General features: G+C 75.2%; 19 protein-coding genes. 15 read left to right on the forward strand and 4 right to left on the reverse strand.

From position 1 onward, the window contains the following. The first annotated feature begins 3 nt into the window (after window positions 1-3). The 10 genes from Q1K26_RS14020 (at window position 4) to Q1K26_RS14065 (ending at window position 10,117) form a co-directional block, all read left to right on the forward strand. Window positions 4-783: a hypothetical protein gene (locus Q1K26_RS14020; RefSeq protein ID WP_300011815.1), complete on the forward strand. Its 780-nt coding sequence runs from the start codon at window positions 4-6 to the stop codon at window positions 781-783. 51 nt (window positions 784-834) lie between these two features. Continuing rightward, a complete protein-coding gene (locus Q1K26_RS14025) occupies window positions 835-1,509 on the forward strand; it encodes a hypothetical protein (RefSeq protein WP_300011818.1) in 675 nt (224 codons plus the stop codon). Between the two features lie 124 nt (window positions 1,510-1,633). Beyond that, entirely contained in the window at window positions 1,634-3,724 is a 2,091-nt protein-coding gene (gene thrS / locus Q1K26_RS14030; RefSeq protein ID WP_300011820.1) for a threonine--tRNA ligase, read from the forward strand. 23 nt (window positions 3,725-3,747) lie between these two features. Further along, window positions 3,748-4,290: an HIT domain-containing protein gene (locus Q1K26_RS14035; protein WP_300011823.1), complete on the forward strand. Its 543-nt coding sequence runs from the start codon at window positions 3,748-3,750 to the stop codon at window positions 4,288-4,290. Between the two features lie 46 nt (window positions 4,291-4,336). Continuing rightward, window positions 4,337-4,945: a phosphatidylinositol phosphate synthase gene (pgsA, locus tag Q1K26_RS14040; protein ID WP_300011826.1), complete on the forward strand. Its 609-nt coding sequence runs from the start codon at window positions 4,337-4,339 to the stop codon at window positions 4,943-4,945. Further along, window positions 4,942-5,850 (forward strand): phosphatidylinositol mannoside acyltransferase, encoded by a 909-nt coding sequence (locus tag Q1K26_RS14045; RefSeq protein WP_300011829.1) that lies wholly within the window; start codon window positions 4,942-4,944, stop codon window positions 5,848-5,850. The genes pgsA and Q1K26_RS14045 overlap by 4 nt, the downstream gene beginning before the upstream one ends. Next, entirely contained in the window at window positions 5,847-7,067 is a 1,221-nt protein-coding gene (locus Q1K26_RS14050; RefSeq protein ID WP_300011832.1) for a glycosyltransferase family 4 protein, read from the forward strand. Before Q1K26_RS14045 ends, Q1K26_RS14050 begins: the two co-directional genes overlap by 4 nt. Then, window positions 7,061-7,660: an NUDIX hydrolase gene (locus tag Q1K26_RS14055; protein ID WP_300011835.1), complete on the forward strand. Its 600-nt coding sequence runs from the start codon at window positions 7,061-7,063 to the stop codon at window positions 7,658-7,660. Before Q1K26_RS14050 ends, Q1K26_RS14055 begins: the two co-directional genes overlap by 7 nt. Window positions 7,661-7,675: 15 nt before the next feature. After that, the gene (pdxS, locus tag Q1K26_RS14060) at window positions 7,676-8,593 is read left to right on the forward strand and encodes a pyridoxal 5'-phosphate synthase lyase subunit PdxS (protein WP_300011838.1); all 918 of its coding nucleotides are present in this window, start codon (window positions 7,676-7,678) and stop codon (window positions 8,591-8,593) included. Between the two features lie 222 nt (window positions 8,594-8,815). Continuing rightward, on the forward strand, window positions 8,816-10,117 hold the full coding sequence (locus Q1K26_RS14065) for a family 16 glycosylhydrolase (protein WP_300011841.1): 1,302 nt from the start codon (window positions 8,816-8,818) through the stop codon (window positions 10,115-10,117). Between the two features lie 96 nt (window positions 10,118-10,213). On the opposite strand, the gene Q1K26_RS14070 is transcribed toward Q1K26_RS14065, so the two are convergent. Continuing rightward, window positions 10,214-10,768: an XRE family transcriptional regulator gene (locus tag Q1K26_RS14070; protein ID WP_300011844.1), complete on the reverse strand. Its 555-nt coding sequence runs from the start codon at window positions 10,766-10,768 to the stop codon at window positions 10,214-10,216. A 54-nt stretch (window positions 10,769-10,822) separates the two neighbouring features. On the opposite strand from Q1K26_RS14070, the gene Q1K26_RS14075 reads away from it, so the two are divergent. Genes Q1K26_RS14075 through Q1K26_RS14085 form a run of 3 tightly spaced genes read left to right on the forward strand, consistent with a single transcriptional unit; the run spans window position 10,823 to window position 13,297 of the window. Further along, a complete protein-coding gene (locus Q1K26_RS14075) occupies window positions 10,823-11,503 on the forward strand; it encodes an AzlC family ABC transporter permease (protein ID WP_300011847.1) in 681 nt (226 codons plus the stop codon). 49 nt (window positions 11,504-11,552) lie between these two features. Beyond that, the gene (locus Q1K26_RS14080; RefSeq protein ID WP_300011850.1) at window positions 11,553-11,861 is read left to right on the forward strand and encodes an AzlD domain-containing protein; all 309 of its coding nucleotides are present in this window, start codon (window positions 11,553-11,555) and stop codon (window positions 11,859-11,861) included. Beyond that, window positions 11,858-13,297 (forward strand): SDR family oxidoreductase, encoded by a 1,440-nt coding sequence (locus Q1K26_RS14085; RefSeq protein ID WP_300011853.1) that lies wholly within the window; start codon window positions 11,858-11,860, stop codon window positions 13,295-13,297. The genes Q1K26_RS14080 and Q1K26_RS14085 overlap by 4 nt, the downstream gene beginning before the upstream one ends. On the opposite strand, the gene Q1K26_RS14090 is transcribed toward Q1K26_RS14085, so the two are convergent. Then, window positions 13,254-14,498 carry an MFS transporter gene (locus Q1K26_RS14090; RefSeq protein WP_300011856.1) on the reverse strand — a complete coding sequence of 415 codons (1,245 nt, stop codon included), beginning with the start codon at window positions 14,496-14,498 and terminating at the stop codon, window positions 13,254-13,256. The genes Q1K26_RS14085 and Q1K26_RS14090 overlap by 44 nt on opposite strands. Window positions 14,499-14,554: 56 nt before the next feature. After that, the gene (locus Q1K26_RS14095) at window positions 14,555-16,675 is read right to left on the reverse strand and encodes an elongation factor G-like protein EF-G2 (protein WP_300011858.1); all 2,121 of its coding nucleotides are present in this window, start codon (window positions 16,673-16,675) and stop codon (window positions 14,555-14,557) included. Between the two features lie 130 nt (window positions 16,676-16,805). On the opposite strand from Q1K26_RS14095, the gene Q1K26_RS14100 reads away from it, so the two are divergent. Together Q1K26_RS14100 and pdxT are read left to right on the forward strand one after the other, a co-directional pair. Continuing rightward, window positions 16,806-18,200, forward strand: a complete 1,395-nt coding sequence (locus tag Q1K26_RS14100) for an NAD-dependent malic enzyme (RefSeq protein ID WP_300011861.1) — start codon at window positions 16,806-16,808, stop codon at window positions 18,198-18,200. 68 nt (window positions 18,201-18,268) lie between these two features. Beyond that, window positions 18,269-18,886 (forward strand): pyridoxal 5'-phosphate synthase glutaminase subunit PdxT, encoded by a 618-nt coding sequence (gene pdxT, locus Q1K26_RS14105; RefSeq protein ID WP_300011864.1) that lies wholly within the window; start codon window positions 18,269-18,271, stop codon window positions 18,884-18,886. Between the two features lie 106 nt (window positions 18,887-18,992). Here the strand turns inward: pdxT and Q1K26_RS14110 are convergent, their stop codons facing one another. Beyond that, complete coding sequence (locus Q1K26_RS14110; protein ID WP_300011867.1) at window positions 18,993-20,000, reverse strand: hypothetical protein; 1,008 nt, start codon at window positions 19,998-20,000, stop codon at window positions 18,993-18,995. Window positions 20,001-20,148 lie beyond the last annotated feature (148 nt).

The raw sequence follows: 20,148 nt of genomic DNA on the forward strand, positions 1-20,148 counted from the left end.
CCGGTGTGGGGGTACTTGCGTACGGCCCGCGGTGACGCCGCGCCGATGGCGCGGCACCGGCACACCGTCAACGTCCGCGCGGACGGTCTGCAGGCCGTGCTGGGCCCGCTGGCGGGGGACCGGCGCATCCTCGGGGCGGTGCTGGCCGACGTCGACAGCGGCATGGTGCTCGACGCCTGGTCGTCGACCTGGAGCCGGTCGGACATCGAACTCGTGGGGGCGGTGCACGCCGAGATCGTCCGCGTCGCCCTCGGATCGTCCGACCAGGCGGCCGGGGCCCTGGAGGTCGTCCTCAGCAGGCTCGACGGTCGACACGACGTCCTGCGGACGGTCGCCGACCCCCACGGCGACCGGCTCGCGCTGTCGGTGGTCGTGGTCGGTCCGCGACGCGTGCTCAGGCGCACCCGGCGGCGGTTGCGGGTCGTGTCGGAGTCGGCACTGACCGCCGGACCGTCGATGGCGCGCCGCCCCGGCGCCGCCGGGTGGGTGCCGGGGGCCGCCCCGGCGCCCCCACCGCCGCCCCCGCCACGGCGTCGGTCGCCGCCTCCGTCGCCCGCACCGCGGGACCCGGCGATCATGTCGCTGGCGGTGGCGTCCGAGTCCGGACCCCCGTCCGCGCTGCGGTCGGTGCCCGACCTGCTCGACGTCCCGGCCCCGGCCGGTCCGACCGGATGGGCGGACCGGCCCCCGGCGCCCCTCCCGGCGCTGGCGCCCGCTCCGCTACGGGCCGTACCCGACGCAGGCGGCGGTCACGATGACGCCGTACGGCCGATCGAACGCTGAGCCGTTCGGGGCGGGCTTCCGGTGGGGCGGCGCTCTGCGAGACCCTTGCGCATGCCCGGTTCCGAACTCGCGCTCGCCGATGCGCTCGCCGACCTGCTCGCGCGCTCCGGTGCCCGGGCGGTCCGGGTCGTCGACGGACGCGCCGGTCGGGTGGTCGGCTCGGCCGGCGCACCCGCCCCGGACGGGGGCGACGACCCCGGCACCGTCGCGGGTCTGGTGCGCGATGCGGTCGCGCTGGGTCGGGGCGGGCTCGACGACGTCGTCGTCACGACGGACCGGTCGATGCACGTGCTGCGACCGGCCGCGGTGCCCGGCGTGTTCCTGCACCTGAGCCTGGGCCTGGAGGGGGTCGACGTCGGGCGCGCCCGGCACGCCCTCGCCGCGCCGGCCCTGCACGCGGCGATCCGGGCGGCACTGGCCCCCGACCCCCGGGCGGCCGGCATCCCGCGTCCCCGCCCCGCGCCCCGGACGCCCGCGCAGCAACCCGCGCTCGCCGGGCTCGTCGGGCAGCAGGCCCCGGCGGGGCACGGCACACGGGCGGCCGGGGTGCTGGCGGAGCTGATCCAGCCGTCCCCCGCGGACCGGTCGCTGCCGCGCCGCCGGCCCGCCGCCACCCGGCGGCCCCGGCCCCCCGGCGCGGTCACGGTGGGCCTGCCCGAGCGCGTGTGGGCGCGTGACGTCGACACCATGCGCCGCCTCGCGCTCGGGCTGCGCAGGCTGAGCTGACCGGGTGGGTGGGCAGGACCCGCGCGGCGGGGATCGCCGTGGCGGCCGGGAAGCCGGTGGCGGACGCCCTCTAGCATCGCCGTAGCTCGTCCCGACGACACCCACCCCCGCCTGGAGGCCCTCCGTGTCCGCGCCCGTACCCCCTCCCGTGTCCGCCCCCGTCCGGGTGCCGGCCGGGACGACGGCGGGCGCCGCCGTCCGCGAGGCGGGGTTGCCGAACAGCGGGCCCGGCGCCGTGGTCGTCGTCCGCGACCCGGAGGGGCGGCTGCGCGACCTGGCCTGGGCGCCCGACTCCGACGTCGAGGTCGAGCCCGTCGGCGCCGACACCGACGACGGCCGGGCGGTCATCCGGCACTCCGCGGCGCACGTGCTCGCGCAGGCCGTCCAGCAGCTGCGACCGGACGCGAAGCTGGGCATCGGCCCGCCGGTCGCCGACGGCTTCTACTACGACTTCGACGTCGAGGTCCCGTTCACCCCGGACGACCTGCGTGCGCTGGAGTCGTCCATGAAGAAGATCGTCAAGGCGGGGCAGCGGTTCGCCCGCCGCCGCTACGACTCCCTCGACGACGCCCGCAAGGAGCTCGCCGACGAGCCGTACAAGCTGGAGCTGATCGAGCTCAAGGGTGCTGGGCAGGTGGGCGATCTGGCTGACACGAACGAGGTCATGGAGGTCGGCGAGGGCGAGCTGACGGCCTACGACAACGTCCACGCCCACACCGGCGAGGTCGTCTGGTCGGACCTGTGCCGTGGCCCGCACGTGCCCACCACGCGCTACATCCCCGCCTACAAGCTCATGCGCAGCGCCGCCGCGTACTGGCGGGGCAGCGAGCACAACCCGATGCTGCAGCGCATCTACGGCACCGCGTGGGAGTCCACCGAGGCCATGGACCTGTACCTGGACCGCCTGCTGGAGGCCGAGCGGCGTGACCACCGCAGGCTCGGCTCCGAGCTGGACCTGTTCTCGTTCCCCGACGAGATCGGATCCGGGCTGCCGGTCTTCCACCCCAGGGGCGGGATCATCCGCCGCGAGATGGAGGACTACGCGCGCCGCCGCCACGAGGAGGCGGGCTACGAGTTCGTCAACACCCCGCACATCACCAAGGGGCAGCTGTTCGAGACCTCCGGGCACCTGGCCTGGTACGCCGAGGGCATGTACCCGCCCATGCAGATCGACGCCGAGATCGGCGCCGACGGGCAGGTGCGCAAGCCCGGCCAGGACTACTACCTCAAGCCGATGAACTGCCCGATGCACAACCTGATCTACTCCTCGCGCGGGCGGTCCTACCGGGAGCTGCCGCTGCGCCTGTTCGAGTTCGGATCGGTGTACCGCTACGAGAAGTCGGGCGTGGTGCACGGCCTGACCCGCGCCCGCGGCTTCACCCAGGACGACGCCCACATCTACTGCTCGCGCGAGCAGATGGGCGAGGAGATCCGGTCGCTGTTGCAGTTCGTCCTCGACCTGCTGCGTGACTACGGTCTCGACGACTTCTACCTCGAGCTCTCCACGCGTGACCCGGAGAAGTCGATCGGCAGCGACGAGGACTGGGAGCTGGCCACCGACGCCCTGCGCGAGGCCGCGCAGGACAGCGGGCTCGAGCTCGTGCTCGACCCGGGCGGCGCCGCCTTCTACGCCCCGAAGATCAGCGTGCAGGCCAAGGACGCGATCGGGCGCACCTGGCAGCTCTCCACGATCCAGGTCGACCTCATGGAGCCCGGCCTGTTCGACCTGGAGTACACCGCCCCCGACGGCTCCCGCCGGCAGCCGATCATGATCCACCGGGCGCTGTTCGGGTCGATCGAGCGGTTCTTCGGCGTGTTGCTCGAGCACTACGCGGGCGCGTTCCCGGCCTGGCTCGCGCCGGTGCAGGTCGTCGCGATCCCGGTCACCGACGAGCAGGTGCCCGCGGTCCGGGAGATCGCGGCCGCGCTGCGGGCCCGGGGCATCCGCGTCGAGGTCGACGCGGGCGACGACCGGATGCAGAAGAAGATCCGGACGCACACGATGCAGAAGGTGCCGTTCCTGCTGCTCGCGGGCGCGCGCGACGTCGAGGCCGGGGCGGTCAGCTTCCGGTTCCGCGACGGCACGCAGGTCAACGCGGTTCCGGCGGGCGATGCGGTGACGGCGATCGCGGCCTGGATCACGAGCCGGGACAACGGCAACCCCACAGCGGACACCTTCACGGCGCTGACCGGCACGGGCGCCGCCCCGTCCTGACCCGGCGCCTAGGATCGGCACCCATGGCCGACGCCGACGATCCGGAGCTGGAGCCCCGCGACGGCATCGGTACGCCCGACGGCTTCCGCAGGCTCTGGACGCCGCACCGCATGGCCTACATCAAGGAGGCGGGCGCGGAGGGCTGCCCGTTCTGCCGGATCCCCGCGATGACCGACTCCGAGGGGCTGGTGGTCGCCCGCGGGGAGACGGTGTACGCGGTGCTCAACCTGCACCCCTACAACCCGGGGCACCTGATGGTGCTGCCCTACCGGCACGTCGCCGAGCTGGAGGACCTGACCACCATCGAGGCCGGGGAGCTCGTCGCCTTCACCCAGGAGGCCGTGCGGGCGATGAAGCGCGTGGCCGCGCCGCACGCGTTCAACGTCGGCATGAACCTCGGCACGGTGGCGGGCGGCTCGCTGGCCGACCACCTGCACCAGCACGTCGTGCCCCGGTGGGGTGGCGACGCGAACTTCATCGCGGTCGTGGGCCAGACGAAGGTCATCCCGCAGCTGCTCACCGAGACCCGCGACCTGCTCGCCTCGGCCTGGTCGCCGCCCGCGTGACGAGCCGCCGATAGGCTGGTCCCCTGGAACGACCGGCAGGAGCGCCGTGCTCAACGTCTTCGCCCGCGTGCACGTCAACCGCGTCACCGAACCGCTGGGACGCTGGCTGGTCGAGCGCGGCATCTCGCCCGACGCGGTCACCGTGCTCGGCACCCTGGGCTCGGTCGCCGCCGCGGTCTGGTTCCTCCCGCGCGGCGAGCTGTTCACCGCCACCGTCGTCGTCACGGTGTTCGTGCTGTTCGACCTGGTCGACGGCGCGATGGCCCGCGCGCGCGGCCACGGCACCCCCTTCGGCGCGGTGCTCGATTCCACCTGCGACCGCCTCGCCGACGGTGCCCTGTTCGCTGCGCTGACCTGGTGGGCCCTCGGGGTCGGCGAGCAGCGGCTCGTCGGGGTGGCGGCGTTGATCTGCCTGGTGGCCGGGTCGCTGGTCTCCTACGTCAAGGCCCGAGCCGAGGGCGCCGGCCTCTCCGCCGACGGCGGGCTCGTGGAGCGGGCCGAGCGGCTAATCCTGGCGCTCGTCGGCACCGGGCTCGAAGGGCTCGGCGTGCCCTACGCGCTGGCCGTGGCGCTGTGGCTGCTCGCCGCGGCGTCGCTGTGGACGTTCGGGCAGCGGCTGGTCGCGGTGCACCGCAGCGCCCGGGCCGCGGCGTGAGCGCGGCGCCCGGGACAGCGGTGCGGGAGCGGCTCGTCGACGTCGCCTACGCCACCGGTTGGCGCGTCGTGCGCGCGCTGCCGCCCCGCGTCGCCCACGACCTGTTCCGTCGCGGCGCCGACCGGGCCGCCCGCCGCGACGGCGCGGGGCCCCGCCGGCTGCGGGCCAACCTCGCCCGCCTCGCCCCGGACGCCGACCTCGACGTGCTGGTCCGCGAGGGCCTGCGCAGCTACGCCCGCTACTGGTGCGAGGTGTTCCGGCTGCCCGCGATGGACCCGGCCGAGCTGCACCGGCGCATGGATCCGCACGTCCGTGGCGCGCAGCCCTTCCTCGACGCGCAGGCGCAGGGCCGCGGTGTGATCTTCGCGCTCGCCCACAGCGGCAACTGGGACGTGGCCGGGGTGTGGCTGGTGGAGACGCTGCGCGCGCTCGGGCGGGAGCCGGGCTTCACCACGGTCGCGGCGCGGCTGCGTCCGGAGTCGCTCTACCGGCGGTTCGTCGCCTACCGCTCCTCGCTCGGGTTCGAGGTGGTCGCGGCCGAGGACGGGTCCGACGCCTACCGGGCGTTGACGCGGCGGCTGCGCGGCGGCGGGGTCGTCTGCCTGGTGTCCGACCTGGACCTGAGCAGCTCCGGCGTCGACGTCACGCTGTGCGGCGAGCCCGCGCGGCTGCCCGGCGGCGCGGCCCGGCTGGCCGCGACGACCGGGGCGCTGCTGCTCCCGGCGGTGCCCTCCTTCACCCCGGACGGCTGGGCGCTCGACATCGCCGACCCGGTGCCGGTGCCCGACCGCGCCGCCACCGCGAAGGCCACACAGGGGATCGCCGACGCCCTCGCCGGCATGCTGGCCCGGGTACCGGCCGACTGGCACATGCTGCAGCCCGTCTGGAACGCGGACCGCCGATGAGGATCGGGATCGTCTGCCCCTACTCGCTCGACGTCGCGGGCGGGGTGCAGGCGCACGTGCTCGACCTCGCCCGCGCGCTGCTCGCGCAGGGCCACGACGTCGACGTCCTCGCGCCGGCCGCGCCCGGGACCCCCGTCCCGGGTTTCGTCACCCCGGCCGGGCGGGCGCTGGGCGTGCCCTACAACGGCTCGGTGGCCCGCGTCCGGTTCGGGCCCGCCTCGTACGCACGGGTGCGGCGCTGGCTCGCCGACCACGAGTTCGACGTGCTGCACCTGCACGAGCCCACCACCGTCAGCCTCCCGGTGCTGGCGTTGCTCGCCGCCCGGCCCCCGATGCACACCGGCCCGATCGTGGTGACCTTCCACACGGCCACCGAGCGGTCCCGGGCGCTGCGTGCGCTCGGCGGGACCCTCACGCCGCTCATGGAGAGGGTGACGGCCCGGATCGCGGTGTCGGCGACGGCGCGCAGCGTGCAGGTGCGCCACCTGGGCGGGGACGCCGTCGAGATCCCCAACGGCGTGGACGTCGCGCGGTACGCCCGCGGCCCGGCGCGACCGGTGGCGGGGGAGACCGTCGGGTTCGTGGGCCGGTTCGACGAGCCGCGCAAGGGCATGGGCGTGCTGCTCGACGCCGTCGCGCTCCTCGCACCGCGGCGCCCCGACCTGCGGGTACTGGTCGTCGGGCGCGGCGACGCGGGAGCGCTGCGGCGCGCGGCCGGGCCGGTCGCGGACCGGCTCGACCTGCTCGGCCCCGTCGACGACGACGGCAAGGCCGCGGCGCTGCGGTCGGTGCGGGTGCTGTGCGCACCCAACCTGGGCGGCGAGAGCTACGGCATGGTGCTCACCGAGGCCATGGCCGCCGGGGCGCCGGTGCTCGCCAGCGACCTCGCCGCCTTCCGCGAGGTGCTCGGCCCGGCCGGCACGCTGTTCCCGGTGGGCGACGCTCCTGCCCTGGCCCGGGAGCTGGCCGCGCTGCTCGACGACCCCACCCGCCGGGCGGCCCTCACCGCGGCGGGCCGGGAGCGCGTGGCGGCACTGGACTGGCCGGTGGTGGCGGACGCGGTGGTGCAGGTCTACCGGGCCGCGCAGGCCGCCGTCCCGGGCCCACGCCCCGCACGACGCGGGGGGCTGTCCGTGCCCGCTCCACGGGTCCGCGCCGCTGCCGAGCGCGGTGCGGGGTGGACGGCGGGCGTGCCGCGGGGCGGTGGGCGGTGCTGACCGGGCCCGTACTGGCCGTCGGCGTGACGGTGGTGGGTGTGCTGGCCGTGGTGCTGCGGTGCGCGAACCGGGTGCGGCGGCTGCACCGACTGCACATCCGGACCGACGCCGCCCGCGACGGCCTGGATGCGGCGCTGCGTCGACGTACCGAGGTGGCCCACATGATCGTGGAACGGGAGCGCTCGGGGGCCGGGTCCCCGTTCCACGATCATGTCCGGGCCGGCGCGCTGGGGCCCGCCGTGCACGCTGCCGTCGGCGTCCACGGCATGGGCGCGGAACGGGAGGCGGCGGAGAACGCGCTCGGTCACCGGCTCGCCGAGCTCGACCGGACGGCTCTCCCGCCTGCGCTGCGGGCCGAGCTGACCGATGCCGAGCGGCTCGTCGTCCTCGGCCGTCACGTCTACCACGACGCCGTGCGCGACACCCGGGGCCTGCGCGCCCGCCGGCTGGTCCGCTGGCTGCGGCTGCACGGCACCGCGCCGCTCCCGTCGTACTTCGAGATCGCCGACCCGGCCGTGGTGATGCGCGCCGCGACCGGGCCGGCAGCGGCCTGCGCTGACGTAGGATCGGCTGTCCGCCGGACCGCCAGATGAGAGGTCGTCTTCACCGTGTCGTCGCCCGAGCAGCCCACACCCGCCGCTACAGCCGAGCTGGGCACCGCCCGCGTCAAGCGCGGGATGGCCGAGATGCTCAAGGGTGGCGTGATCATGGACGTGGTCGACGCCGCGCAGGCGAAGATCGCCGAGGACGCCGGGGCCGTCGCCGTCATGGCGCTGGAGCGGGTGCCCGCCGACATCCGCGCCCAGGGTGGCGTCGCGCGGATGAGCGACCCGGACATGATCTCCGGCATCGTCGACGCGGTCTCGATCCCGGTGATGGCGAAAGCCCGCATCGGGCACTTCGTCGAGGCGCAGGTGCTGCAGAGCCTCGGCGTCGACTACATCGACGAGTCGGAGGTGCTCACCCCGGCCGACGAGGCCCACCACATCGACAAGTGGGCGTTCACCGTGCCGTTCGTGTGCGGCGCCACCAACCTCGGCGAGGCGCTGCGGCGCATCTCCGAGGGCGCGGCCATGATCCGTTCCAAGGGCGAGGCCGGCACCGGCAACGTCGTCGAGGCCACCCGGCACATGCGCTCGATCCGCTCGGAGATCCGCAAGCTCGCCGCGCTCGACGAGCCCGAGCTGTGGGTCGCCGCCAAGGAGCTGCGGGCGCCGGTCGACCTCGTGCGTGAGGTGGCGCGCGCGGGTTCGCTGCCGGTCGTGCTGTTCACCGCGGGCGGCATCGCCACCCCGGCCGACGCCGCGATGATGATGCAGCTCGGCGCGCAGGGCGTCTTCGTCGGATCGGGGATCTTCAAGTCCGGCGATCCGGCCCAGCGTGCCGAGGCGATCGTCAAGGCCACCACGTTCTTCGACGACCCGGACGTCATCGCGAAGGTGTCGCGCGGGCTCGGCGAGGCGATGGTGGGCATCAACGTCGACGACCTGCCCGAGTCGCAGCGCTACGCAGGCCGCGGCTGGTAGTCGCGTCACCCGTCCGGATCCGCTCGGACCGTTCGTCGCCGGCGCCCGCCCGATCATCGTGATCGGGTCGGGCGTCGATCACGTTCGGTGTCCCTCTGCGGGTGGATCATCCGGCCCGATGGTGTGAACGGGACGGGAGGGGTCACGGATCGCGCTTAGGGTCCACCGCGTCCGAGCATGTGACGTGAGTGCTCTGTGCGATCGAAGTGATGGGAGAGACGCATGAGGCGACAGGTCACGGTGGGGGGCCTTGTGGCGCTGGCCCTGCTGACCGGCTCCATGGTGGCGTTCGCCCAACCGCCGGTGCCGGCGGACTGCGCGCCCGCCGAGGCCGGCGCGGAGGTGGAGCGGCCCGGCCTCGTGCCCGGCGCCCGCGCACAGGACGACCCGTCCGGCGAGGAGCCCGAGCCGGTGGGCGACGAGCCGGTGGGTGACGAGCCCGTGGACGACGAGCCCGCGGACGACGAGCCCGCGGATGACGCGCCTGCGGACGACGAGCCGATGGGTGACGAGCCCGCGGGTGACGAGCCTGCGGGTGACGACTCGGCGGGAGATGTCCCCGACGCCGACCTGCCGGCCGACGACCCCTGCGCGGCCGAGCAGACCGCGGCCGCCGCTCTCGAGTGGGGCGCTCCCGCCCGCGAGGACGACTTCGACGGCCCGCTCGACCCGGCCTGGGAGGTCTACGGCGGGACCGGCTACGACGGGCAGGGCACCCGCACCGCCGACGCCCTGACCACCGAGGACGGCGTCCTGACCATCACCGGGGATGCCGAGGGCGCCACCGGTGGCATGGCCTGGGGCCCCGGGCAGATGTACGGGCGCTGGGAGGCCCGCGTGCGGACGCCGGCGAGCGACCCGTCCTACAACGCGCTCCTGCTGCTGTGGCCCGACGACGAGACCGCGGCCGGCAGCGAGGTCGACTTCATGGAGATGCTCGACCCCACACGGCAGACCGCCAACGCGTTCCTGCACAGCGGGCGCGCGGACGCACCGGAGATGGGCGAGGTGGCCGTGGACGCCACGCAGTGGCACAACTGGGCCGTCGAGTGGACCCCGACGTCGATCACCACCTACCTCGACGGGGTCGAGTGGTGGACCGTCGACGACCCCGACCTGCTCCCCCGGGGCCCGATGCACCTGTGCGTGCAGCTGGACTGGTTCCCGACCGGCGACGCGGAGGTGCAGGAGTCGTCGATGCAGGTCGAGTGGGTGCGCGAGTACGCGGTCGACGCCCCCGCGCCCGTCGCGGACGACCCGGCCGCGGGCGAGGAGCCCGGCGCCGCCGCGCCGGCGGCCGACGACCCCGACGGTGACGCCGGCGACCGCGACACCAGCGGGGACGACGGTGACCAGGGCGACGGCGACCAGGGCGACGGTGACCGCGGCGACGGTGAACGGGACAAGGACCGGGGAGCCGGTGGCGGCGACAGCGAGGGAGTGCCCGCGCAGCGCCTGAGCGAGGGCGGGCCCGACGCCCCGGCCCGCGCCGGCCTCGTGCCCGCCGCGGTCCGACAGGGCTGAGCCCCGGCCCGCATCACGGGCCCGTCCCGCTCGAACGGAACCGCATTGCTGTTCGCGGGCGCTCGAACAGCAACCACGTTCCGTTCGAGCGGGAACTCAGACGTACTCCATCACGAGCACCGCGGCCGTGCCGGGCTCCAGGGCCTGGTAGCAGTGCGGGCGGTCACCGGGGAAGCGGGCGTAGTCGCCGACGCCCAGCTCCACCTCCCCGCCCAGCGGCCCGGTCCGCCACCGGCCCGCCGTGACCAGCAGGTGCTCGGTGGTGCCGGGGATGTGCCCGTGCGCCTCGCGCGCGGCGCCCGGCTCCGCCGTGATGACGTGCAGGTCGCGTCGGGCGCCGGGCGGGCACGCCGCGAGCAGCGTGCCGGTGAACGGGGCGTGCTCCGAGGCCAGCGTGAGCGACTCGCCCGCGCGGATCACCCGGACCGGCGCGACCTGCGGGTCCACCAGCCGACTGAACGGAACGTCGAGCTCCACGGCCAGCGCCCAGAGCGTCTCCACGCTGGGGTTCCCCGCCCCGGACTCCAGCTGCGAGAGCGTCGACTTCGCGATCCCGGCCCGCCGGGCCAGCTCCGCGAGGGAGATCCCGAGCCGCTCGCGCTCGCGGCGGACGGCCGCGGCGATGACGGCCAGCGGTTCTGTTCGTTCCATCGGTCTCCCTGTTCGGCTTGACGAACGCACTCGCGGTGTTCAGTGTAGGGGACCATGCGTTCGTTATGTCGAACACTCACCCGCGACGACGTCCGCGACGTCGTCGCGCTCACCGCGGCCGTCGGTGTCGTGGGGGCGTCGTTCGGGGCGCTCGCGGCGGCCGTCGGGGTGTCGTTGCCGATGGCCGTCGCGATGTCGCTGCTCGTGCTGTCGGGCGGATCGCAGTTCCTCGCCGTCAGCGTCGTGGCGGCCGGCGGCGGCCTGCTGCCCGCAGTGGTCGGCGGGTTGCTGCTCGGTGCCCGGCACCTGCCCTACGGGCTCGCCATGGCGCCGGTCGTCGGCCGGTCGTGGCCCGAGCGGCTGTTCGGGGCGCACCTGCTGATCGACGAGGTGGTGGCGTTCTCCCGGGCCCGCGGGCCGGGGCGGCGCGGCCGGGCCGCGTACTGGGCCTGCGGGATCTCCCTGGTCACGTTCTGGACGGCGGGCACCGTGGTCGGGGTGCTGGCCGGGTCGGCCGTGCCGGACACGAACGCGTTCGGGATCGACGCGGCGTTCCCGGCCGCGCTGGTCGCGCTGCTGTTCCCGGCGCTGCGCAGCGGGGGCCGTGCCCGGCGGGTCGGGGCGGCGGGGGCCGCCGTCGCGCTGGCGACGACACCGCTGCTGCCGGCCGGCCTGCCGGTCCTGACCGGGCTGCTCGGGGTGGCGGCCGCCGGTCGCCGCGGTGACCGGCGGTGAGCGGGCGGCGCGTCCAGGCATCACCGAGCGCGGACGGCGGGGGAGTGCGATGACCTGGACCGCGGTGCTCGTCCTCGCCGCCGGCATCTACCTCACCCGCCTCGCCGGGCTGGTGCTCGGCGACCGCCTCCGCATGTCCGAGTGGGTCGCGGACCGCATCGATCTGGGCGCAACCGCGCTGCTCGTCGCGCTGGCGGCGACGGCGTGGCTCACCGAGGGCGGCGGGTTCGCCGGATGGGCGCGCACGGTCGGCGTCGCGGTGGGGGTGGTGGCGGCGTGGCGCCGCGTGCCGTTCCTACTGGTCGTGGTGCTGGCCGCCGCCACGACCGCGGGACTGCGGTACCTCGGGATGCCGTGACCGCCGGCGTGCGCGAGGCTGGTCGGGTGCACTGTCTGGTGATCGGGGCGACCGGCTACGTCGGCGCCCGGCTCGTGCCCCGGCTGCTCGCCGAGGGCCACGAGGTCCGCGTGCTCGTCCGCGACGGGGCGAAGCTCGACCGGCTGCCGTTCGCGGGTGCGGTCGAGCGCGTCGTCGGCGACGTCGCCGTGGCCGCGCGGCCGGCGTGCGAGGGCGTCGAGGCGGTGTTCTACCTCGTGCACTCCATGGACGGCCCGGGCTACGCCGCCCGCGACCGGTACGCCGCCGAGCACCTCGCCACGGCGGCGGCCGACGCCGGGGTGCGGCGGGTGGTCTACCTCGGCGGGCTGCAGCCCGACGGGCAGCGGAACTCGGCGCACCTGGCGTCGCGCCGGGAGACCGGTGACGCGCTGCTGGCCGGCCCCGTGCCGGCGGCGGTGCTGCAGGCCGGGATCGTCGTCGGCGCCGGGTCCGCCAGCTTCGAGATGATCCGACACCTCGCCACGGTGTCGCCGGTGCTGCCGCTGCCCGACCGGGCGTGGAACGCCGTACAGCCCATCGGCATCGACGACGTGCTGTTCCACCTGGTCGCCTGCCTGGACCTGCCGCCCCACGCCAACCGCACCTACGACATCGGCGGCGCCGACGTCCTCACCTACCTCGGGCTGATGACCGGGTTCGCGCAGGCCGCGGGGCACCCGCACCCGGTGGCGATCCCGGTGCCGCTCTCGGCGCCCAAGCTGACGGCCCGCGCGGTGCAGGCGCTCACGCCCGTCGACCGGCACCTCGCGGGCCCGCTGCTGGAGTCCATGGCCCACGACCTCGTCTGCCGCGACGACCCGCCCGCGGGCCCGCCCCCCGGCGGCGCCACCACCTACGCCGAGGCGGTGCGCCGCGCGCTCGCCGAGGAGGGGGCCGCCGGGCGCGCGGTCACCGACCCGCGGGCCCCGGTGCTGGTCGGCGAGCACGTCGAGGACGTCGCGGCGCCCGCCGCGGCGCTCTGGGAGGTCGTCAGCGACATCGGCGGCGACACCGGCTGGTACACGGTGCCCGGTGCGTGGGCGCTGCGCGGCGGGATCGACCGGTTGTTCGGCGGCGTCGGGGCCCGGCGCACCAAACCCGATCGGCTGGAACCCGGCGCCGCGCTGGACTGGTGGCGCATCGAGGCCGTCGAGCCCGGCCGGTCCCTGCGGCTGCGCGCGGAGACCAAGCTGCCCGGCACCGTGTGCCTGGAGCTGCGGGTCGAGCCCGTCGACGCCACGACCAGCCGCTACGTGCAGCGGGTGACGTTCCGGCCGGACGGTCTCGCGGGCCGCGCCTACTGGTACGCGCAGCTGCCGCTGCACGACTTCGTGTTCGCGGTGATGGCCCGCACGATCGCCGGGGTCGCGGTCACGTCGCACCGGGCTGCGACACGCGCGCGGGCGACCCGCTGACCAGCCGGCGCGCCGCGGGCAGGGCGAGCACCGCCGCGTAGACCGCGATCACCACCGCGAGCCCGGCCAGCGGCCCGGTGAACCCGGCGTCACCGCCGGCGACCGAGAGCAGCAGCGGCACCCCGAACCCGAGGTAGGCGCAGGCGTAGAAGGTGCCGGTCAGGGCACCGCGGGCGGTGGGGGAGGCGAGCTCGCCGACCATCGTCAGCCCGGCGGCCAGACACAGCCCGTAGCCGACGCCGAGCAGCAGCGCGACCGGCACCAGCAGCGGCCACGCGCCGCTCGCCACCCCCAGCAGGCTGAGCCCGAACCCGGCTGCGCCGACGGCCAGCCCCGTCGGCCCGGCGGTGACGTACCCCAGGCGCCGCCCGAGCGGCTGCGCGAACACGCCGGTCAGCAGCGTCACCCCGGCCACCAGCCCGGTGATCGCCACCGCGATCTGCGGCATCGACGGCGTGAGCAGCAGCGGCAGCACCGTGACCGCGGTGGACGGGAACGTGAACACCCCGATCGCCACCGGGGCCACCACGACCAGGAACGGGATGCGGGCGCCCCGCGGCACGCCGAGGTTGATCCACTGCTGGGGACGGAAGGGCCGACGGAGGAGGCCCGGGGTGGGTGGGGCAAGCCCGGCGCGGCGGTCCGCCGGGGCGAGCGTCTCGGGCACCCGGGGGAGCAGCGCGAGTCCGACCAGCATCAGCGCGACGTGCACGAGGTAGGGGAGCACGGTGGGTAGCGGCAGCCACTGCGCCATCAGCCCGGACACCAGCGGGCCGATCGCCCATCCGCCGCCGAGCGCGGCGGTGGTCCAGCGTGCGGAGCGGGCCGGGTCCCCGTCCAGCTCACCGAGCCAGGCGGTTCCCACGCTGAACACCACGCCCGACACCGCGCCCTGCAGGAACCGGCCCAGGAACAGCACCAGCACCGAGCTCGACGCCCCCAGGAACAGCAGGGACGTGACGATCGACAGCACCACGAACGGCACCACCACCGCCCGCCGCCCGAACCGGTCCGATGCGGGCCCGGCGAGCAGCAGCGCGGGCACCAGCCCGGCGGCGTAGACGCCGAACGCGCCGGTCAGAGCCTCCGAGGAGAGCCCGAGCAGGTCGCGGTAGACCAGCAGCAGCGGCGTCGGGACGTTCGTCCCGAACGCGACCACGAAGATCGCGATCCACAGGGCGGCCACCTGGCGACGTCGCACCCGCGCACGCTACCCCGCAGATCCGCGTGCGGGCTGTGGCCGAAGCCACGCCCCGGTCACTCCGGCGCCACGTCGTAGCGGGCGAAGCGGCGGGTGAACGTGGCCGAGCCCGACGTCATCGCGCGCAGGTCCACGGCGTAGCGCAGCAGCTCGGTGCACGGCACCTCGGCGCGCACCGTCGTGCGGCCCGGCCCGGCCGCCTCGGTGCCGAGCACGCGGCCGCGCCGCCCGGACAGGTCACCGAGCACCGCGCCCAGGTGGGCGTCCGGGATGCGCACGGTGACCTCGTCGTACGGCTCCAGCAGCACGGTGCCGCACGCCTGCGCGGCCTCGCGGACGGCCAGCGCGCCCGCGGTCTGGAACGCGGCGTCCGAGGAGTCGACGCTGTGCGCCTTGCCGTCCACGAGCGTGGCACGGACGTCGACGACCGGGTGGTGGTGCTCGGTCAGCCCGCGTTCGAGCTGCGTACGGATCCCCTTCTCCACGCTGGGGACGAACTGGGTCGGCACCGCGCCGCCGACCACCTTCGACGCGAACTCGAACCCCGACCCGCGCGGCAGCGGCTCGAACTCGACGTGACACACCGCGTACTGCCCGTGCCCGCCGCTCTGCTTGACGTGGCGGCCCGTGACGCGCGCGGGCGCGGCGAGCGTGGCGCGCATCGGCACCCGCACCGGCTCGGTGTCGACGTCGGCGCCGCCCGCCCGCAGTCGCGAGAGGACCACGTCGGCGTGCGCCTCGCCCATGCACCACAGCACGGTCTGGTGGGTCTCGGGGCTGCGCTCCAGGTGCAGCGCCGGGTCCGCCGCGACGATCTTGCCGAGCGACTTGACCAGCGCGTCCTCCGCGCCGCGGGTCCGCGCGACGATCGCGACGGGCAGCAGCGGCTCGGGCAGGTCCCAGCAGGACAGCAGCAGCGGGTGCTCGGCGGCGGAGACGGTGTCGCCGGTCTCGGCCGAACCCAGCTTCGTCAGGGCGCAGATGTCGCCCGCGACCACCGCGTCGACCTCGTCGAGGGTGGCGCCCAGCGGGGCGTAGACGTGGGCGAGGCGCTCGTCGGCGTCGTGGCCGCCGTCGGCCTCGTCGCCGCGCTGTGCGGGGACCACGCCGTGGTGCCCGCTGACGTGGACGACCGAGTCGGGCCGCAGCGTCCCGGAGAACACCCGCACCAGCGACACCCGCCCGACGTACGCGTCGGCGGAGGTGCGCACGACCTCCGCGGCCAACGGCCCGTCCGGGTCGGCCGTGAGCGGGGGGCGCGCCGAGCCGTCGATGCCCGACACGGTGGGCAACGGGTGCTCCAGCGGCGACGGGAAGCCGCCGACCAGCACCTCCAGCAGCGCGTCGAGGCCGATCCCGCCCATCGAGCACACCGGGATCACCGGGTGGAACGAACCGCGCGCGACGGCCGTCTCCAGGTCGTCGATCAGCGTGGCGAGCTCGATGTCCTCGCCACCGAGGTAGCGCTCCATGAGCGACTCGTCCTCGGACTGCTCGATGATCCCCTCGATCAGCTCCGCGCGGGCCTCGCGGGCGCCGGGCGGGGCGCTGCCGGCGGGGGTGCGCGAGAGCAGGCCGTAGATCCCGGTGAGCCGCTGGCCCACCCGGATCGGCAGGTAGAGCGGGGCGACGCCGGCGCCGAAGGAGTCCTGGCAGGCGGCGATCGTGGCCTCCAGGTCGGCGCGCGGACCGTCGCAGCGGGAGACGACCACCGCGCGGGGCATCCCGACCGCCGCGCACTCCTCCCACTGCGCCACGGTGGCGGGGTCGATCCCACCCTCCCCGTCGCCGTTGCGGCCCGCCGCGTCCGCCGGGACCACGAACAGGGCGGCGTCGGCGGCGCGCAGCCCGGCGCGCAGCTCGCCGACGAAGTCGCCGTAGCCGGGCGTGTCGATGAGGTTGATCTTCGTCTCGTCGTGGACGAGCGGCGCCACGGACAGCGCGACCGAGCGCTGCTGGCGGACCGCGGCCGGATCGTGGTCGCAGACCGTGGTGCCGTCGGTGACCGTGCCGGCGCGGCCGATCACCTCCGCGTGCGCGAGCAGCGCCTCCACCAGGGTGGTCTTCCCCGACCCCGACGGCCCGACGAGGACCACGTTGCGCAGCCGGGCCGGGTCGCGCCGCCCGCCGGATGCTCTGCCGGCGGCTGCCCTGGACGACGCTGCCTTGACGGACATGCCCGACCACCTCCGCGTCACTGCGTGGATGTCTGCACTTCACGTGTGCGCCATCTCACACCCGGCCCGCCGGGCTCACAACCCCCGCGACGGAACGATCCGTAGTCCGGGCCGCGAGTAGGGTGCGCGCGTGGCAGTTCCCGGTCCCGGATACGCGATCACCGCCCGAGTCGAGGTCCCGGCCTCCGCCAGTGCGGCGGGTGACCTGACCGTGGCGGTGGGTCGCGTCGGCGGAGTCGTCACGGCCTTCGACGTCGTGGAGGCGCACACCGCGACGCTCGTCGTCGACATCTCCTGCAACGCGCTGAACGAGGCGCACGCGCAGGAGATCACCGCCACGCTGGAGGCGCTGCCCGGCGTGCGGGTCCGCAAGGTGTCGGACCGGACCTTCCTGCTGCACCTGGGCGGGAAGCTGTCGGTGGAGTCCAAGGTCAGCCTGCGCAACCGCGACGACCTCTCCCGCGCCTACACCCCCGGTGTCGCCCGCGTCTGCCAGGCGATCGCGGCCAACCCCGCCGACGCCCGGCGCCTGACGATCAAGCGCAACACCGTCGCGGTCGTCACCGACGGGTCCGCGGTGCTCGGTCTGGGCAACCTCGGCGCGGCCGCCGCGATGCCCGTCATGGAGGGCAAGGCCGCGCTGTTCAAGCGGTTCGCCGGCGTCGACGCCTGGCCGGTGTGCCTGGACACCCAGGACACCGAGGAGATCATCCGGACCGTCCAGATCCTCGCCCCGGCCTACGGCGGCATCAATCTCGAGGACATCGCCGCCCCGCGCTGCTTCGAGATCGAGGCGCGGCTGCGCGAGATGCTCGACATCCCGGTCTTCCACGACGACCAGCACGGCACCGCCGTCGTCGTGCTCGGGGCGCTGCGCAACGCGCTGCGGGTGGTCGGCAAGAAGCTCGCCGACGTGAAGATCGTCGTCTGCGGCGTGGGCGCCGCAGGCTCGGCGATCATCCGGCTGCTCGGCTCGCAGTCGCCCGGTGCGGTGCTGGCCGTCGACATCGACGGGATCGTGCACGCGGCGCGCCCCGGCCTCGACACCAACCTGGCCTCGATCGCCGCGCTGACCAACACGACGGGGGTGACGGGCTCCCTCGCCGACGCGCTCGTCGACGCCGACGTCTTCATCGGGGTGTCGGCGCCCAACCTGTTCGGGGCCGACGAGCTCGCCTCGATGGCGCCCGACTCGATCGTGTTCGCGCTGGCCAACCCCGATCCCGAGATCGACCCGGCCATCGCGCTGCAGCACGCGGCCGTGGTCGCCACCGGGCGGTCGGACTACCCGAACCAGATCAACAACGTGCTCGCCTTCCCCGGGGTGTTCCGCGGGCTGCTCGACGCGCAGGCCCGCGACATCACCGACGCCATGCTGCTCGCCGCATCCGCGGCCATCGCCGACGTGGTGCCCGAGCCGAACGCGAGCTTCATCGTGCCCAGCGTGTTCGACGCGACGGTGGCGCCCGCGGTGGCCGAGGCGGTCCGGGCCGCGACGGCCAGGAAGGACGTCGCCCCCACCTGACGCGCCCGCGAGTCGGGGTGTGCGTGTGCGCGAGTCGGGGTGTGCGTGCGGCGGTTACCCTCGACGACGTGGTTCCCGTGATCGGTGTGCTGGCCCTGCAGGGCGACGTCCGCGAGCACCTGTCGGCGCTGGCCTCCTGCGGGGCGCGGGCGGTGCCGGTGCGCAGGCCGTCCGAGCTCGCGGCGGTGGACGCGGTCGTGCTGCCGGGCGGGGAGTCCACGACGATGAGCCGGTTGCTGGGCACCTTCGACCTGCTCGACCCCCTGCGCGAGCGTATCGCCGCCGGGATGCCCACCTACGGCTCGTGCGCCGGGATGATCCTGCTGGCCCGCGAGGTGCTCGACGGCCGCCCCGACCAGCAGCAGCTCGGTGGCCTCGACGTGGTGGTGCGCCGCAACGCGTTCGGTCGGCAGGTCGACTCCTTCGAGACCGACCTCGACGTCGACGGCATCCCCGACGGACCGGTGCGCGCCGTCTTCATCCGCGCGCCCTGGGTGGAGAAGGCGGGCGACGACGTGCAGGTGCTGGCCACGGTGCCCGACCGCACGGTCGGCGGCGCCGGCACGGGCGAGGCGGCGGGCCGGCCGGTGGCGGTGCGCCAGGGCGCGGTGCTGGCGACGGCCTTCCACCCGGAGCTGACCGGCGACCTGCGCATCCACGCGATGTTCGTGTCGATGCTCGCCTGAGCTCGTCCACATGCCGTTGCAGTGGGGTGGCTTCACTGCAGCGGGGCTGGGGTGAGGCCACCCCACTGCGACTCGGCGCGGTGCCCGGGCGTGTAGTGGGGTGGCTTTACTGCACACTCCTCGGAGCAGAGCCACCCCACTGCGATGGGGGCGGTGGGGTGATGCGCTCGGCGCGCACCGCCGGGCGGGGCCGGGCGGCGGCCGCTGCGTAGGACGCCTCGAGCTCGGCCAGCACGTCTCGGGGCTGCCGGCGCAGGCGGGTGGGCATCGTCGGGAGCACCGCCGCGCCGACCGCCGTGAACCTGGCGCGCTTGTCCTGCTCCCGCGCGTAGTCCTCCGGTGCGAGGTGCCACTGGTAGGAGTTGATCTCCCAGGCCAGGGCGACGTCGTCCCACCAGGCGTCGGCAATTCCCAGGAACCGGCCCGCGGCGTCGAACACCGTGGCGTTCCACCACGGTTCGGGAAGCCCGGACCGGCGCCACAGCTTCTTCGCGTCCAGCTCGGCTGCCGAGCGGATGCCGTCGCGGACGTCCCGCAGGACCCGCCGCGGCGTGGCGGACCCGTGCTGCCCGCCCGCGTCGAGCTCGGTGACGAGCTGCGCGACCGTGCAGAGGTCGCGCTGCACGGCGTCGGACACCAGCTCCGCGATCTCGCGCTCCGAGCGCAGCAGCCGGATCGCGTCGGCGACGGCCCGTGGGACCGGTGCGAGCGGGATCCCGTCGCGGGGGACCGGGTGCGGCAGCCGCCTCGTCCGGTCGACGCGGAGGTACCAGGTGTTGCGGACCTGTCTCGTGTGCGGCACCAGCAGCTGCAGCGAACCACCGGTCGACGGGCCGCGCCGTATCCGGTGCCGGCGGCACGCCTCCACACCGGTGAGCACGGCGTCGTTGCCGCCGTGCAGCAGGGCGGCGATCACGAGCTGGTCGGGTGTCGGCTGCCCCGTGGACAGCAGCACGACGCCGGGCGCGAGCCGCTGCCACGGCCCGCCGTCGCGGCACCGGTGGTACACCGTCGACTCCGGCACCCCGAGCGCCACCAGGGCACGAGCGGTGATCACGCCGTTCCGGGCCGCGGCATGGATGGTGGCCCGGTCGGGCCCGCGCTTGCGTCTCACGTGCCAGAGGATGCATCCGCGGACCGCCCCCGCGCGGCGTTTCGCACCAACAGGTGCGATGGGCCTCCACATCCGTTGCAGTGGGGGGGGGGGGGGGCGGCACCCCCCCGCCGGGGGGCACCCCCCCGCCCCGCCGGGGGGCGCGCGG

Origin of the sequence: Pseudonocardia sp. (assembly GCF_029263155.1) — a bacterium.
Taxonomy (GTDB): domain Bacteria; phylum Actinomycetota; class Actinomycetes; order Mycobacteriales; family Pseudonocardiaceae; genus Pseudonocardia.